The 15,742-nt window shown below is 53.7% G+C and carries 11 protein-coding genes and 3 tRNA genes; 10 read left to right on the top strand and 4 right to left on the bottom strand.

What is annotated here, in order from left to right; translation table 11 throughout:
• Positions 1 to 106: 106 nt before the first annotated feature.
• The 3 genes from mscM to rsgA all read right to left on the bottom strand — a co-directional run bounded on the left by mscM (position 107) and on the right by rsgA (position 5,808).
• A complete protein-coding gene (gene mscM / locus ACZRKO_RS17445) occupies positions 107 to 3,472 on the bottom strand; it encodes a miniconductance mechanosensitive channel MscM (protein WP_463738487.1) in 3,366 nt (1,121 codons plus the stop codon).
• Between the two features lie 38 nt (positions 3,473 to 3,510).
• On the bottom strand, positions 3,511 to 4,536 hold the full coding sequence (asd, locus tag ACZRKO_RS17440) for an archaetidylserine decarboxylase (protein WP_463738486.1): 1,026 nt from the start codon (positions 4,534 to 4,536) through the stop codon (positions 3,511 to 3,513).
• Between the two features lie 234 nt (positions 4,537 to 4,770).
• Positions 4,771 to 5,808, bottom strand: a complete 1,038-nt coding sequence (gene rsgA, locus ACZRKO_RS17435; protein ID WP_463738485.1) for a small ribosomal subunit biogenesis GTPase RsgA — start codon at positions 5,806 to 5,808, stop codon at positions 4,771 to 4,773.
• A gap of 169 nt (positions 5,809 to 5,977) precedes the next feature.
• On the opposite strand from rsgA, the gene orn reads away from it, so the two are divergent.
• The 4 genes from orn to ACZRKO_RS17415 all read left to right on the top strand — a co-directional run bounded on the left by orn (position 5,978) and on the right by ACZRKO_RS17415 (position 7,076).
• Entirely contained in the window at positions 5,978 to 6,523 is a 546-nt protein-coding gene (orn, locus tag ACZRKO_RS17430) for an oligoribonuclease (protein ID WP_463738484.1), read from the top strand.
• A 205-nt stretch (positions 6,524 to 6,728) separates the two neighbouring features.
• Positions 6,729 to 6,804, top strand: a tRNA-Gly gene (locus ACZRKO_RS17425).
• Between the two features lie 45 nt (positions 6,805 to 6,849).
• A tRNA-Gly gene (locus ACZRKO_RS17420) sits at positions 6,850 to 6,925 on the top strand.
• 75 nt (positions 6,926 to 7,000) lie between these two features.
• Positions 7,001 to 7,076, top strand: a tRNA-Gly gene (locus tag ACZRKO_RS17415).
• 302 nt (positions 7,077 to 7,378) lie between these two features.
• Here the strand turns inward: ACZRKO_RS17415 and queG are convergent.
• Positions 7,379 to 8,566, bottom strand: coding sequence for a tRNA epoxyqueuosine(34) reductase QueG (gene queG, locus ACZRKO_RS17410; RefSeq protein WP_463738483.1), 1,188 nt, complete (start codon positions 8,564 to 8,566; stop codon positions 7,379 to 7,381).
• Here queG and nnr point away from each other — a divergent pair.
• The 6 genes from nnr to hfq all read left to right on the top strand — a co-directional run bounded on the left by nnr (position 8,565) and on the right by hfq (position 15,655).
• Positions 8,565 to 10,136 (top strand): bifunctional ADP-dependent NAD(P)H-hydrate dehydratase/NAD(P)H-hydrate epimerase, encoded by a 1,572-nt coding sequence (nnr, locus tag ACZRKO_RS17405; protein WP_463738482.1) that lies wholly within the window; start codon positions 8,565 to 8,567, stop codon positions 10,134 to 10,136. The genes queG and nnr overlap by 2 nt on opposite strands.
• A complete protein-coding gene (tsaE, locus tag ACZRKO_RS17400) occupies positions 10,090 to 10,557 on the top strand; it encodes a tRNA (adenosine(37)-N6)-threonylcarbamoyltransferase complex ATPase subunit type 1 TsaE (RefSeq protein WP_463738481.1) in 468 nt (155 codons plus the stop codon). Before nnr ends, tsaE begins: the two co-directional genes overlap by 47 nt.
• 7 nt (positions 10,558 to 10,564) lie before the next feature.
• On the top strand, positions 10,565 to 12,340 hold the full coding sequence (gene amiB / locus ACZRKO_RS17395; RefSeq protein WP_463738480.1) for an N-acetylmuramoyl-L-alanine amidase AmiB: 1,776 nt from the start codon (positions 10,565 to 10,567) through the stop codon (positions 12,338 to 12,340).
• A gap of 47 nt (positions 12,341 to 12,387) precedes the next feature.
• Positions 12,388 to 14,301 carry a DNA mismatch repair endonuclease MutL gene (gene mutL / locus ACZRKO_RS17390; RefSeq protein ID WP_463738479.1) on the top strand — a complete coding sequence of 638 codons (1,914 nt, stop codon included), beginning with the start codon at positions 12,388 to 12,390 and terminating at the stop codon, positions 14,299 to 14,301.
• Between the two features lie 37 nt (positions 14,302 to 14,338).
• Entirely contained in the window at positions 14,339 to 15,235 is an 897-nt protein-coding gene (gene miaA / locus ACZRKO_RS17385; RefSeq protein WP_463738535.1) for a tRNA (adenosine(37)-N6)-dimethylallyltransferase MiaA, read from the top strand.
• A 114-nt stretch (positions 15,236 to 15,349) separates the two neighbouring features.
• On the top strand, positions 15,350 to 15,655 hold the full coding sequence (hfq, locus tag ACZRKO_RS17380; RefSeq protein WP_140473324.1) for an RNA chaperone Hfq: 306 nt from the start codon (positions 15,350 to 15,352) through the stop codon (positions 15,653 to 15,655).
• Positions 15,656 to 15,742: the final 87 nt, after the last annotated feature.

The raw sequence follows: 15,742 nt of genomic DNA, 5'->3' as shown, positions 1-15,742 counted from the left end.
GGGCGGCATTGCGCAGTGCTGAGGAAGAACGAACAAAAAGGCCGGCAAGTGAACTTGTCGGCCTTTTTGTTTTTAACGGCGAATACAGCCTGCTGGATCCACTGTGTTACAGATCACCCGGCGAGCGTGCGCTGCTGCTCGGTATATTTGAGCCGCTCGAGCTGGTGAACGTCGCGTTATTGCCATTTTGCGCCCGGCGCAGGGTCTCCATGCGAACCTGGAACGGTGGGAATGGCAGGATAATGCCGTGTTCATGGAAGCCCGCCAGAATCAGCTGGTGGATCTCATGTCTCAGTGGCATACGGTGGGCCATTTCAGCGGCGTGCATACGCAGTTCGAAAATCTGGATCCCCTGCTGCAAATCAACCAGATAGACCTCCGGCGCCGGGTTATCCAGCACCAGAGAGCAGCGGTGCGCCGCATTGAGCAGGATCTCAGTCACTTCTTCGCTGTTGGCCTCAGAAGGTGCCGGTACGGTTAATACCACGCGCGTTACGGAGTCAGACAGCGACCAGTTGATGAACTGCTCGGTGATAAATGCCTTGTTCGGAACAATGATCTCTTTGCGATCCCAGTCCGCGATGGTAGTTGCACGGGTATTGATCTTGGTGACACTGCCCGTCAGGTTGCGGATCGTCACGGTATCGCCGATGCGGATCGGTTTTTCAAATAAAATGATCAGGCCGGAGATAAAATTGGCGAAGATCTCTTGCAGACCAAAACCGAGACCAACACCCAATGCGGCGATCAGCCACTGCAATTTCGCCCATTCGATCCCTAACAACGAGAAGGCACTCACACCGCCGACGATCATCAGTACGTACTTGGTGATGGTCAGAATGGCGTAGCCGGTGCCGGGCGTCAGATCCAGGTGCTGCAACAGCGCCAGCTCCAGCAGGGCAGGCAGATTTCGTACCAATTGCGTGGTGATGATCAACACTAAAATGGCGATCAACACCGCGCCGAGGGTGATCGGCTGCATGCTCTCCACCCCCTGATTGACCGAAGAAACCTGCCAAAGATGGATGTTTTCAAGGAAAGAGAAAGCAGAATGGATCTCAGACCACAGGAAGATCACCGAGACGAAAGCCACCATCGTCAAAATTGATCTGACCAGCCGCAGGGACTGCGCGCTGATCGCATCCAGATCCACTTCCGGCTCTTCGATCTCAATCGTCCCTTCGTTACTGTTAGCGTGCTGAGGCTCTTCTTCACCACGGGCGCGCTGGCTGAGCATTTCGGCCCGTCGCTGTTTTGCACGCTCAAAGGCAATGCGGCGGCGCTGAATCAGCATCCACCGGCGGATAATATGGTAAATCACCAGCAGGACAAACCAGATAGCCACTGACGTTTCTAGCCTTGCCAAGAGCGCCTGCGCCGTCGCCAGATAACCCAGTAACGATGCCAATGCGGCCACCATTGGCGCGCTTAACAGCAACCACCAGAGGGCGTTGTTGAGCAGGTTCTCGCCATTGCCTTTCTTATCCAGATAGAGCGGTATCCCCGCCCGTTTCAGGCTATGGGTGACCAGACTCAGTGCCAAACAGAGCAGGATGAAACACAGCCGGCCAAGGGTATTCGAAAATTCACGGTCATTGAGATTATCGAAGGTGATCAGCGCCATAATCAGTGGCACGATAAGCCAGATCGACATCATGTAATAACGCATCGCGCGGGAAACCGCCCGCTGCGGCCAGCCGAAATGCACTACGAACAGCCCTTTCGGGTTAGCCAGCGCGGCACTGATCATAAACGCCCAGAGGATGGGCAGGGTGGCGGTCACGCCATCACCGATCGCGACTGCAATCGGATAAGGCCACGCACTTCGCAGGCCAAAACCGAGCGCCGCCCACAGTACCGGCAGCGGCAGGGCCACCAGAATCGACCAGAAGACGGTGCGCAGGGTCAACGAGAAGTGGTCCTGCGTGACTTTGCCGACACGGCTGCTGGAACGTTCTAGAAACGCATAGTAGTGACGGCGTGAACTGATACTGATAATCACCAGAATCAGGGCACCAAACAGCGGGATTAAGGTCTCCTTGCTGGTGACCATCATCAGCGAGGCGCTGCTGAGCTGGGACAACGTATCCAGCGACAACAGGCGAGTCAGGTCATGCGCCACCTGCAACGGATAAGAGAAGCTGATAGGGCTGACGTCAGCGACCCAGAACAGGTAGCGGTGAGCCGCTTCATGAATTTCATTCAGTGCTTCAACCAGCTGGCTGTTGGCGACTTTCAGCTTGGTGAGCTCCAGGATTTGCGAATCACACCCGGACAGCAGGGAATTGAGTAAGTCACGTTGCATGCGCAGCTGGGCATCGAGGATTTTTTGCTGCGCCGCGGTCAGCGGGGTGCCGTCGTCCTGACGCGCCTGCCGGAAGAGTGCCTGCTTATCGAGCAGGTCTTCATAATGCAGACGCTGAACGCGCAACTGGCCCATATCCCGGTCCAGCTGTTGCGGTTTGGGCACTTCCGGTAGTTTTGAAACCTGCGCCCGCAGCGTTTCACCTAAAAGATTTGATGCCCCTAACCACTGCGCCTGCTCGCGGATGGTGCTCAGGGCCTGACGAACCTGCAGGGTTTGGGCGGCAGCCTGACGCTGCTGGGAGGAGATCAAATCCATGCGCTGCGCCTGCTGATTCAGCGCTAAAGAGAGCTCACGGTTAGCTTGCAGCTGTTTGTTGACAGAGGCGGGGAGTTCTCCACTCTGTTCTGCCAGCAACTCGGTTTTTTCAATGGCCTGTTCGGCTTCGCGCTGGCGCTGACTGTTGAGATTATTGCGCAGTGTCTGAAGTTGTTGATCAAGACGATCGTGGCGTTTTTTATACAGATCGGCGCGCATTCTCGACAACTCTTGGCGATTGTTCGCCGAAAGCTGCGCGAGTTCAAGTTCGTCTACTTTTGCTTTTCGTGCCGCGGACTCGGCCTGTAAAGCGCTCATCTGCGCCTGAACCAGCTGTGAGGCATTGCCAGAAGTAGCGCCGGATTGCAGACGTTGTTCTATATCGCTGAGTGCGTTGCGGGCTTCCGACTGCTGTTGGGGGATCTGACCGAGGGAGTCGCTGATGTCGCGGGAGCGGTCCTGCTCCTGACGTAACTGGCGGGCTTCCTCCAGCAACTGGCTGCTGACCTGCAAAATTTGCTGATCCAGCTGGGCGGCGGTCAGGTTGTTATCGACCGGCAGCGGTGTATCACCCTGCGCCTGAAGTTCCTGACGCAAACCCTGCGTCAGTTTCGGAAAATCATCGATCACTTTCTGGTACTGCTCGGCGCGTACCGATGAGGCACGCGCTTCGCTTAGCCAGTTGAGTGCGCTTTGCAGTGCTTCAACCACCTGTGCCTGATTCGCCATTTCCTTATTGGCTTCGGCCTGTTTCAGCTCTTGTTTGAGCTGATCTTCCGACGGCGCCGCAGTGGCGATCATCGGCAGGGCCAGCAATAAACTCATCAGTAACGCAGGGATCAGGCGCACTCGGTATTTCCTTTTATTCTGTTAGATCCGGGAAGGTGTCAGACATCTTCCGGGGGTGCTGCAGGCTTGGTGACACCAGCCTGTGCCATGCCTGCCGGAGCGGGCACGGTTTCTGTCGGCGCAACGATTTCATCAGTCACGACAGGCTCATTTTTGGTGATATCAACGGTAGCCGTTTGTGTCTTAACTGCCGCACTTTGACGTACGGCTTCGGCAAAAGGAGCACCCATGCGGGTGATTGTGCCGTTACTCAGTTGGGGCATAAAGTTCACCTGGCCCGCGGCAAACAGGTTGATGACGGTTGAGCCCAGTTTAAAGCGGCCCATCTCGGCACCTTTCTCCAGAGCGATCGCGCCTTCAGCGCCAGCGGCCGGGTAAGTCCAGCGTTTGATAATGCCTTCACGTGGCGGCGTTACGCAGCCAGCCCATACGGTTTCGATGCTGCCGACGATGGTTGCGCCTACCAGAATCTGCACCATAGGGCCAAATTCTGTATCAAACAGGCAGATGACGCGTTCGTTGCGGGCAAACAAGTTCGGGACATTGGCCGCCGTCAGTGGGTTGACGGAGAACAGATCGCCGGGGACATAAATCATTTCACGCAGCACGCCGTCACAAGGCATGTGCACGCGGTGATAATCGCGCGGGGCAAGATAAATGGTGGCGAACTGGCCGTCTTTGAACTGCTCAGCCAGCTGATAATTTCCCGCCAGCAAGGCTTCCAGCGAGTAAAAATGACCTTTGGCCTGGAACAATTTTCCGTCGGTAATGGCACCTAACTGACTGACTGCGCCATCGGCGGGTAGACACAGCATATCCAAACCACTGACGACAGGGCGTGCGCCATCGCGTAGCGGGCGTACGAAGAATTCGTTAAACGTCGGGTAGGACTTGAGATCCGGATCCTTTGCTTCTTTCATGTCGACGTTGTAATAGCGTGCAAAGCCTTTAATAACCCAGTGCGTCAGCATCGCGGCACGCTTATCTGCACCCCAGCCAGCCAGACGGGTCAGTCCTTGTTTAGGAAGTAAGTATTGAAGTTTGATTTTAAGACTGTCCAGCACGGGGAACCTCTTGGGTGATGTCATCGCGCCGGGATTCACGGCGCGCAATAGTGGAGGTTACTCTGAATCAGAGCACCATTGAGCGTGGTGGCTGGGCCGTTTTAGGGCAGCGGCTCAGCATAAGGCTGCGGATTGTAACGAGGGTAAATCATCGCGACAATATCCGCTAATCAATCCCGTTAACCGAGGTAGCGAAAATGCAGTACATCGGTTAACAATTCAAGCGCTTAACGGTCAGAGCGCATCAAAGTTTTTACGTGTCTTTACGTCCGCCATGCTTTCGAGAATACGGTGATAGTTATCGAAGCGCTCTTCGGCAATATCCCCACGGTCTACGGCGTCACGAATGGCACAGCCCGGATCGCTGCCATGTTTGCAGTCGCGGAATTTACAGTAGCCAATGAAGGGGCGGAATTCGATAAAGCCCTGCGTAATCTGCTCCGGGGCCAGATGCCACAGACCGAATTCACGTACTCCCGGGGAGTCGATGACGTCGCCGCCATGCTGGAAGTGGTAAAGACGGGCCGCCGTGGTGGTGTGCTGGCCCAGACCTGAGTTGTCTGAGACGACATTGACCACGATCTGCTTCTCTTCCGGCGGCAACAATGCGTTCAGCAGGCTGGATTTACCCACGCCAGACTGACCGGCAAAGATACTGATACGGTCAATCAGGGCGCTCTCAAAGGCGGGCATCCCTTCGCCAGTTTGGCTTGAGACTTCAAGCACGCGGTAATTAATCTTGCGGTAGATATCCATCATACTTTCGACGAACTTGCGGCCTTCGTCGTCGAGCAGGTCGATTTTGTTGAGTACAATCAGCGGCTCAACTTCGACAGTTTCACAGGCCACCAGATAGCGGTCGATAATGTTGAGCGACAGCTCAGGTAAAATGGCCGAAACAATGACAATTTGGTCAATGTTGGCGGCAATAGGTTTTACGCCGTCATAGAAATCCGGGCGTGTCAGGACGGAGGTACGTTCATGTACTGCCTCGACGATCCCTTTGACGCTGGCGTTTTCACCCGCGCGCCAAACGACGCGGTCACCGGTGACCAGGGAACGGATGGTTCGGCGGATATTGCAACGGTGCTGGCTGCCGTCGGCAGCTTCAACGTCCGCATGCATTCCGAAACGGCTAATCACTCTGCCGTCTTGCGGTTCACCATGCAGGGAGTCGTCCAGCTCTTTACGTTTGTCGGTCTGGTTCAGACGACGCTGGTGGTTAGTCTGTACGCGACGTTGTTGCCCTTTGGACAGTTTTGACTTAGTCACTGCGCCTCACTTGACTGGCTTTAATCGCTCGTTGCGACCAAAACGTCTATGATACCAGCTATTTCGTATTTATTAACCGTTGCTGGCCGGCGGTTACTCGAGACGTCTCTCATAAACTTCTGATTGTTGATGCAACAGCATCGGCGACGGACTGTTAACAGGAAATATCATGGCAGGAAATGACAGCAACTTAATCTGGATCGATCTGGAAATGACTGGGCTTGACCCTGAACGCGACCGCATCATTGAGATTGCCACCCTGGTGACAGATGCGAATTTGAATATTCTGGCTGAAGGCCCGGTTATGGCGGTTCATCAGTCCGATGCGCAGTTGGCGCTGATGGATGACTGGAACGTGCGTACGCATACCGGCAGCGGTCTGGTGGAACGTGTGAAAGCCAGTACGTTTGACGACAATGCGGCTCAGCTGAAAACCATCGAGTTCCTGCAACAATGGGTTCCTGAAGGAAAATCACCAATTTGCGGCAACAGTGTCGGGCAGGACCGCCGCTTCCTGTTCAAATATATGCCGCTGCTGGAAGCTTACTTCCACTACCGTTATCTTGATGTCAGCACGCTGAAAGAACTGGCGCGCCGCTGGAAGCCGGAAGTGCTGAGTGGTTTTAAAAAGCAGAATACCCATCAGGCACTGGATGATATCCGTGAGTCTGTTGCCGAACTGGCGTATTACCGCGAACATTTTATTCAGCTTTAAATTTTTTTCAAAATAGCCTGAAATTTTTTCTATTGCGCCGCTGAACACGGAATTCGTGCTTTTCGCTGATTAAATCGCCGGTTTGTTGTTTTAATCGGCACTTGAACGAAAAACACGTTTTTTTGCTTTCAGGGGCTTGCTAGGGAAAGGATTTCTCGTATAATGCGCACCCCGTACCGATGAAGAATTTCGTTGAGTGCGCAGAGCGGGAATAGCTCAGTTGGTAGAGCACGACCTTGCCAAGGTCGGGGTCGCGAGTTCGAGTCTCGTTTCCCGCTCCAAATTTTAAGCAGTTGATTAGGTGTAGAAAAACAGTGCCATGCGACGCGGGAATAGCTCAGTTGGTAGAGCACGACCTTGCCAAGGTCGGGGTCGCGAGTTCGAGTCTCGTTTCCCGCTCCAAAATTTGTATCTTCAGAAGTCATGCTGTGGTTTTCCAACAAACCAGTTAACAGCCGATGCATCAAGCATCTCAATGCGGGAATAGCTCAGTTGGTAGAGCACGACCTTGCCAAGGTCGGGGTCGCGAGTTCGAGTCTCGTTTCCCGCTCCAATATTATCCATTCAATCTTCAAGCCAGACAGCACGCTACTTACAGGCGCGTTACGTCATCACTTTACATTCTTTGTAGTAACTTTTTGAACAGACTTATCCACAGTTTTTGTTTGAATTTTACACTGTGTGTTTTCTGGCCGACTTATATTGTCAAAAAATAACTTACTGAATTTAATAATAATTTATTTATGGCAAAACGTTATCACGATCACTTGCTCTTTTTTTTGCACTTGATTGCCAAAGCATTTTTATTTTTATGCACAGATAACAAAGTGGCATTGTAACGTTTGAAATCTCTCTTTATGCATCTCGTGGCAAACCCTTTTCCACCGCTCTTATCAGCCGTTTCGTCTGCGAAGATTGTACTTCTACCCGATTTTCTTCACGTCTTTTCAACTGTTCCGCTATAGCCCACTCAATATGTTCGTCCAACAAGCTATTTTCCCCTTGTCGCGTTTGCAGGGCTAAAAGCACATTTTCTGCATGGGGTGCATTGCCCAGAGCGACCGAAATATTACGCAGCCAGCGCAGATGACCAATGCGCCGGATCGGCGAGCCTTCTGTTATCCGTAGAAACTTCTCCTCACTCCAGGCGAACAGTTCAATCAGTTCTGGCGCGTGCAAGGCGGCGCGCGGGCTGAAATCTGCTTCGTTGGTGAGCTGGGAATATCGGTTCCACGGGCAAATCAGCTGACAATCATCACAGCCATAGATGCGGTTACCCATCAGCGGGCGGAACTCTTCCGGGATAGCCCCTTCTAGTTCAATTGTCAGATAAGAGATACAGCGGCGGGCATCCACGGTGTAAGGCGCCACAATGGCACCGGTCGGGCAGGTCGTTATACAGGCAACGCATTTGCCGCATTTCTCTTCCTGTGGCTGATCGATCGGCAGAGGTAAATCAATCAGCAATTCTCCAAGGAAGAACCATGAACCCGCCTCGCGGTTAAGAATAAGTGAGTGTTTACCAACCCAGCCAATTCCCGCTTTCGCCGCCAGCGGACGTTCCATAATGGGTGCTGAATCGACAAAAGGCCGGAAACTGATTTCTGTGCCATGCTTTTCCTGTTCATCAATTGTTTGTGAATCAGCATGTTCAGTACAGTAAGCCTGTATTTTATCGCCGAGTTTCTTCAGGCGCTGTCGCAGCAATTTATGATAATCGCGCCCGAGGGCATAACGGCTGACATATCCCAGATCGGGGTTATTCAATGTTTTGGCAAATGCGGCTTTGGCGGGCAGGTAATTCATCCGCACACTGATAACCCGTAATGTGCCGGGCAGCAGTTCGTGTGGGCGGGCGCGAAGCAAGCCGTGACGGGCCATCCATTCCATTTCGCCATGGTATTGTTTATCAAGCCATGCCTGCAATTTTGGCTCTTCAGCGGAGAGATCGGTATCGCAAATACCGACCTGCTGAAAGCCATAGGATAGGCCCCATTGCTTGATAAGCTGGGCCAGTTGAATGAGATCAAGAGGGAGTGTCATGACTAACCAAAGTGAAAAACGTAACGCGCTAAGTTTACCACATTCTGTCTTTTCTGCGGACTGGCTGCGTCAGGTTGAAAGCCTCGCTGCGCAGGAGACGGGTATCTCTTTGTTTACGCTGATGCAGCGTGCGGCGGCGGCCGCTTTTTATCTGGCTCGTACGGCGTTCCCTGGTGCACGGCACTGGCTGGTATTGTGCGGGCATGGCAATAACGGCGGCGACGGTTATGAAGTGGCGCGGCTGGCGAAATCGGCGGGCATCAACGTGACGTTGCTGGCGGTGAAAAGCGACAGGTCCTTACCCGAAGAGGCTCAGACAGCCAGAGACGCGTGGCTGAACGCCGGTGGAACTGTCGGTGAAGCCCATACGCAATGGTCGCCGGACGTTGACTTGATCATTGATGGGCTGCTCGGAACCGGTTTGGCCGCAGCCCCGCGCGCGCCTTATGACTCGCTGATTGCGGCCATTAATGCCTTTGATGCGCCGGTACTGTCACTGGATATCCCCTCCGGGCTGGATGCACAAACCGGAGCTGTGCCGGGGAAGGCCGTACAGGCGAGCGAGACGATGACCTTTATCGCCCTGAAACCGGGCCTGCTTACTGGTAAAGCGCGTGACCACGTGGGTAAATTACACTGTGACCCGCTGGGATTACACAGTTGGCTGGGAGGGCACCCTGCGGTGTTACAAAGGCTGGATGCCAGCCAGCTTGGCGACTGGCTACACCCGCGCCGCCCATGCTCACATAAAGGCGATCACGGGAATCTGCTGGTGGTCGGTGGTGATACCGGTTTCGCAGGGGCAATCAGCATGGCCTCAGAGGCGGCACTTCGGGCGGGTGCTGGTATGGTGCGAGTACTCACTCACAAAGAACACGCCGGACCGCTTTTGACCGCCAGACCCGAGCTGATGGTGCAGGAACTGACGGACAACTCTTTGGCAGATGGTCTTGAGTGGGCCGATGTGGTGGTCGCTGGCCCCGGTATGGGGCAGAAGGCCTGGGGGAAAGCCGCGTTTAAACTCGTGTCGGAGAGCACGAAACCGGCCCTGTTCGATGCTGATGCGTTGAACTTGCTGGCAATCACACCGCAGAAACGGCAAAATCGCGTGTTAACGCCACATCCCGGCGAAGCGGCGCGCTTGCTGGGATGTACAGTGAAAGATATTGAAAGTGACCGCTTACTTGCAGTGCGCAAGTTAACGGAACGCTTCGGCGGTGTCGTGGTGCTCAAAGGGGCTGGCTCGCTGGTTGCACAGGACAGTGGCCCGATGGCGCTCGCTGATGTCGGTAACGCGGGTATGGCGACCGGCGGCATGGGCGACGTACTTTCTGGTATCATCGGCGGATTGTTGGCTCAGCATCTTTCTCTATTTGACGCTGCTTGTGCAGGCGCAGTGGTACACGGCGCGGCCGCTGACCAGATAGCCCTTTTGCAAGGCAAGCGCGGCATGTTGGCGACTGATCTTTTAGCGGTAATTGCCCCGTTAGTTAATCCTGACCTGAAAAAAAAGATATCACCCAATGAATCAACTACAACTCTCTCTGCCGGACGAAGCGGCAACGCTTAAACTGGGTGCCATGCTTGCAAAAGCGTGCACTGGTGCGACAGTTATTCATCTTTTCGGCGATTTAGGTGCCGGAAAAACCACCTTCAGCCGTGGTTTCCTTCAGGCGCTGGGGCATCAGGGCAATGTAAAAAGCCCGACCTATACGCTGGTGGAGCCTTATCAGTTACATCCGATGGCGGTCTACCATTTTGACCTGTACCGTCTTGCGGATCCGGAAGAGCTGGAATTTATGGGCATTCGTGATTATTTTGCCCAGGACGCTATTTGTCTGGTTGAGTGGCCACAGCAGGGCGCCGGTGTTCTGCCTGAGCCTGATATTGAATTAACACTGGAATATCAGCCTGATGGGCGCATAGCAACGCTGAAAGCGGTTTCTGCCTGCGGAACAAGCCTATTGCATCTGGTACAACAGCAAGGATGATCGCGCGATGAGTGACTGCTTCAAAAAGATTTTCCTTACCACGACGCTGTTTATATCGTCGATTTTGCTGTTCACCGTTGTTACGCCATTGCCTGCGTCAGCGGCAGGTATGAAAAACATCAATGTTTCCAACGGTTCCACCCAATCAATTATCACTATTACGTTTGATGGGAAGCCTGATTACGCCTTTTTCCCGCTGCATAATCCTGAACGGGTGGTGATTGACGTTAAACAAAGCGGGGTCATGAAAGGCCTGCCGCTGAACTTTAATGGTCAGAATTTGGTGAAACGCGTGCGTTCCAGTAATGCGCAGGATGCCCAGAGCCAGCGGCTGGTCTTTGAGCTGACGCAAAAGGTGAAAACCAATGCGGTGACTCAGGATAACAGCGTTGTTTTCACCATGAACGCGGCCGCCGTTGCCCCTGCGCAGCGCTCTGCCCCGGTGAACACCGTGACGTCAACACCGTCACCTAATGCGGCCCTGATGGCTAAAAGCAGCCAGCCCAATCCGTTTGGTGGCAGTAAGCTGACGGCAGTCACCAGCGGTCCCGCTTCAGATAACACGCCAACCCCACGGACCAGCGGAAGCAGCAATGACAATCAGGTGATTGTGGCTATCGATGCCGGTCATGGTGGTCAGGATCCGGGTGCTATCGGTGGCAATGGCCTGAAAGAGAAGAACGTTACGATTGCCATTGCCCGTAAACTGGAAGCCAAACTGAATGCCGATCCGATGTTTAAACCGGCGATGACGCGTGATGGTGACTATTTTATCTCGGTCATGGGCCGTTCTGACGTGGCGCGTAAAAAAGGCGCGAACGTACTGGTTTCTATTCACGCCGATGCTGCCCCAAACCGCAGTGCGACCGGTGCCTCGGTATGGGTGCTCTCCAATCGCCGTGCTAACAGTGAAATGGGTAACTGGCTGGAGCAGCATGAGAAACAGTCCGAATTGCTCGGCGGTGCCGGCGACATGTTGGCTAACACTGCTTCCGACCCCTATTTAAGCCAGGCTGTACTGGATTTACAGTTCGGTCATTCGCAGCGTGTGGGATATGACGTGGCGTCGAAAGTGCTGATTCAGCTGCGTCGCGTCGGTGCGTTGCATAAAGCAAAACCAGAACATGCCAGTCTGGGCGTGCTGCGCTCGCCAGATATTCCTTCTTTGCTGGTGGAAACGGGCTTTATCAGTAATGCCAATGAGGAGCGGCTGCTTGGAAGCAGCGCGTATCAGGAGAAAATTGCTCAGGCTATTTATTCAGGCCTGCGCAGTTATTTCCTGTCGCATCCGTTGCAATCCGGCCCAAAGGTCGAAAACCGACCGTTGCTGGCCTCAGCAACGGCGGTTGATGACAGCGCTGCCAGCACCAGTTCAATGAGTCAGCCTGGCCCGGTAGAAGCCACGGCGGCATCGGGCGGTGCAACGCAGATCCACCAGGTAAAACGCGGTGAAACACTGACCGGTATTGCCGTTAAATATGGCACCACGACGGGCGCGTTGAGTGACCTGAATAAGCTGAAAAAAGACGGTGTGTGGGTCGGGCAGCGGTTGAAAGTACCCGCAGGGACAAAAGCGGTATCGGCCAACAGCCAGAAAACCGCGGCAGTCAGCAAAACGGCGGCAGCTAAAAAGAAAGCGGCGAAGCATAAGGTCACCCGTGGCGATACACTGTCGGCGATTGCCTCGAAATACGGTGTCAGCATGAATGACATCAAAACGGCCAACCATATGAAGTCTGGCGAGGTACAACTCGGACAGACCTTAACCATTCCTCAGTCATAATCCGGGCCATCAATGCCGGGTGATGACCGTTTAGCGCTGGAGCCACTATGCCGATTCAGGTTCTGCCGCCGCAATTAGCCAATCAAATCGCGGCGGGTGAAGTTGTGGAAAGACCGGCTTCGGTGGTGAAGGAGCTGGTGGAAAACAGTCTGGATGCGGGCGCAACGCGTATCGACATTGATATCGATCGCGGCGGCGCCAAGCTTATCCGTATTCGCGATAACGGATGCGGCATTAGTAAGGACGAACTGGCGCTGGCCCTTGCGCGCCACGCCACCAGTAAAATCAGCTGCCTCGATGATCTTGAGGCGATTGTCAGCCTCGGTTTTCGTGGGGAAGCGCTGGCCAGTATCAGTTCGGTTTCACGTCTGATGCTGACGTCGCGCACGGCTACGCAGCCAGAAGCCTGGCAGGCTTATGCCGAAGGCCGTGACATGGCAGTCACGGTAAAACCGGCGGCGCATCCGCAGGGTTCTACCGTCGAAGTGCTTGATCTCTTCTTTAATACTCCTGCTCGCCGCAAGTTTATGCGCACCGAGAAAACCGAATTTACTCACATCGACGAAGTGGTCCGGCGCATTGCGCTGGCGCGTTTTGATGTGGCCATCAACCTTACGCACAACGGCAAACTGATGCGACAATACCGCGCCGTGACCGATCCCGCGCAATCCTCACGGCGGCTGGCGGCTATCTGCAGCCCGACGTTTGTGCAACATGCGCTTGAGGTGAAGTGGGAGCATGGTGATCTGGGGATCCGCGGCTGGGTGGCCGATCCGACCGGATCGCGCAGCCTGACCGACATGCAATATTGTTATGTGAATAACCGCATGATGAAAGACCGGTTGATCAACCATGCGATCCGCCAGGCTTATCAGGATCAACTGAAAGACGACCAGCAACCCGCTTATGTGCTTTATCTGGATGTCGATCCGCATCAGGTGGATGTCAACGTTCACCCGGCCAAGCATGAAGTCCGTTTCCATCAGTCACGGTTAGTGCATGATTTTATCTATCAGGCCGTAATGACGGTATTACAGCAGGCTGCGAAACCTGACCTGATCGCCGGGAACCCGGTTGATGAAGACGGGGTAGAAATCGAAGCACCACGCTGGCAACCCGAAAACCGCCAGGCTGCGGGAAGGAATCACTTCTCACAACCCGCCGCGAAATGGGAAGTCGCACCACGAGCATCGCGCGAAAATGTTTTTCCTGCCACGGCGCGTGTCAGCCAGCCGCGTGAGCCCGTGTTTAAAGATGAGAAACCGTCTTACAGCTCGCCGCAGGGTGATGTGTATCAGCGTTTGCTGCAGACAACGGCCGAAGCACTGAAAGTACAGGAACCCGTACCGACGTTGTCAGCCAAAATTTCGCATAATCAGCTGCCGGAATCGGCGCTGGATGCGCATAGCCAGAGTTTCGGACGCGTTCTGACAGTTTGCGCACCGGAGTTCGCTCTGCTCGAACGGGGAAAACAGCTGGTGCTGTTGTCGTTGCCGGTTGCAGAACGCTGGCTTAAACGCGCGCAATTAACACCGCCGGAAGAGGGGCTGCGTCCGCAGCCTTTGCTTATCCCTCTTAAACTTCAGATAAACAAAGAAGAAGGCGCAGCGTTTACCAGGCATCAGGCGGTGTTGCAAAAATTTGGGCTTGAGATGGTGGTTGATCACCAGCGTGTGACATTACGCGCGGTACCTTTACCTTTACGCCAACAAAATTTACAAAAGTTGATACCCGACCTGTTAGGCTACCTTGCTGTTCAGCAGGAGGTGACTTCTGATGCGGTAGCCATGTGGTTTGCCCGCCACATCGGTAGCGATCACGAAGTCTGGACCATTTCGCAAGCGATACAACTACTCACGGACGTTGAGCGTCTTTGCCCGCAACTGGTGAAATCACCTCCGTCCGGTCTTTTGCAACCTGTTGATCTACAACCCGCCCTGGCGGCTTTTAAGCGTGACTGACTTGAATACACATTCTGCACCTCCGGCTATTTTTATTATGGGGCCGACAGCCTCCGGCAAAACGGCGCTGGCGATGTCTTTGCTTGAGCATTTTCCTGTCGAAATTATCAGCGTGGATTCTGCCCTGATTTATCGCGGCATGGATGTGGGGACTGCCAAGCCGACCAAAGAGGAGCTGCGTAAGGCGCCGCACCGATTAATCGACATTCTCGATCCGGGCGAAGCTTACTCTGCGGCTGATTTTCGCGCTGATGCCTTGCGGGAAATGGCCGAGATCACCGCACGGAATAAAATCCCGCTGTTAGTGGGGGGCACCATGATGTATTTCAAAGCGTTACTGGAAGGTCTTTCGCCGTTGCCCCCGGCGGATCCAGCCATTCGTGAGCGCATAGAAACTGAAGCCGCAGAGCACGGATGGGACAGCCTTCACCACCAATTACATGAGATAGATCCTGTTGCGGCCATGCGAATACATCCGAATGATCCGCAGAGACTGTCCAGAGCACTGGAAGTTTTTTATATTTCAGGTAAAACTTTAACGGAACTGACTAAGATTTCGGGTGAGTCGCTGCCGTATCACGTGCATCAGTTTGCAATTGCACCGAACCGGCGCGAGTTGTTACATGAACGTATTGAACAGCGTTTTAGTCAGATGTTGTTGCAAGGTTTTGAAGATGAAGTTAGAACGTTAATAGCTCGGGGCGACTTGCATACGGACTTGCCTTCCATTCGTTGTGTGGGTTATCGCCAGATGTGGTCATATCTTTCTGGTGAAACCGACTACGATGAAATGGTTTATCGTGGTGTTTGCGCGACACGACAGCTGGCCAAACGTCAGATGACTTGGTTACGTGGCTGGGAGGGGGTTGAATGGCTGGATAGTGAAAAGCCAGACGAAGCCTTACGCCGTGTAATTCAGGTTGTTAGTGCATAGGTTGGGTGATTGTGTACAATTGATTAGTACTCAACGCGCAAATTTTTGATGTGTTTTATTTTCGAGCCGATAGGCTCAGAGTTACAAACAACAAACTAATAAGGAAAAGATAGAATGGCTAAGGGGCAATCTTTGCAAGATCCGTTCCTGAACGCATTGCGTCGCGAACGTGTTCCGGTTTCTATTTATTTGGTGAATGGTATTAAGCTGCAAGGCCAGATTGAGTCTTTCGATCAGTTTGTCATTCTGTTAAAGAACACGGTAAGCCAGATGGTGTATAAACACGCGATCTCCACCGTTGTGCCTTCCCGCCCGGTTTCTCACCATAGTAATAATCCAAGCAGTGGTGGTACCAGCAATTATCATCAAGGTAGTACGCCTTCTGCGCAACCGCAGCAGGACAGCGATGACGCTGAATAAAGCGCATTGCAGGTCAACCACGACGGGGCCCATAAGTAGTCCAATTATGCTTATGAGCCCCTGGCTGGCGGTTTTTTCCCAAATGAG

It is taken from the genome of Ewingella sp. C233 (assembly GCF_055407225.1).
Note: the sequence above shows the minus strand (reverse complement) of the source record. Positions and strands in the feature narration are given on the sequence as shown.

Coding starts and splice junctions, on each gene's coding strand:
- orn (WP_463738484.1), top strand. CDS start 5,978: ATGGCAGGAAATGACAGCAACTTAATCTGGATCGATCTGGAAATGACT.
- nnr (WP_463738482.1), top strand. CDS start 8,565: ATGACTAACCAAAGTGAAAAACGTAACGCGCTAAGTTTACCACATTCT.
- queG (WP_463738483.1), bottom strand. CDS start 8,566: ATGACACTCCCTCTTGATCTCATTCAACTGGCCCAGCTTATCAAGCAA.
- tsaE (WP_463738481.1), top strand. CDS start 10,090: ATGAATCAACTACAACTCTCTCTGCCGGACGAAGCGGCAACGCTTAAA.
- amiB (WP_463738480.1), top strand. CDS start 10,565: ATGAGTGACTGCTTCAAAAAGATTTTCCTTACCACGACGCTGTTTATA.
- mutL (WP_463738479.1), top strand. CDS start 12,388: ATGCCGATTCAGGTTCTGCCGCCGCAATTAGCCAATCAAATCGCGGCG.
- miaA (WP_463738535.1), top strand. CDS start 14,339: ATGGGGCCGACAGCCTCCGGCAAAACGGCGCTGGCGATGTCTTTGCTT.
- hfq (WP_140473324.1), top strand. CDS start 15,350: ATGGCTAAGGGGCAATCTTTGCAAGATCCGTTCCTGAACGCATTGCGT.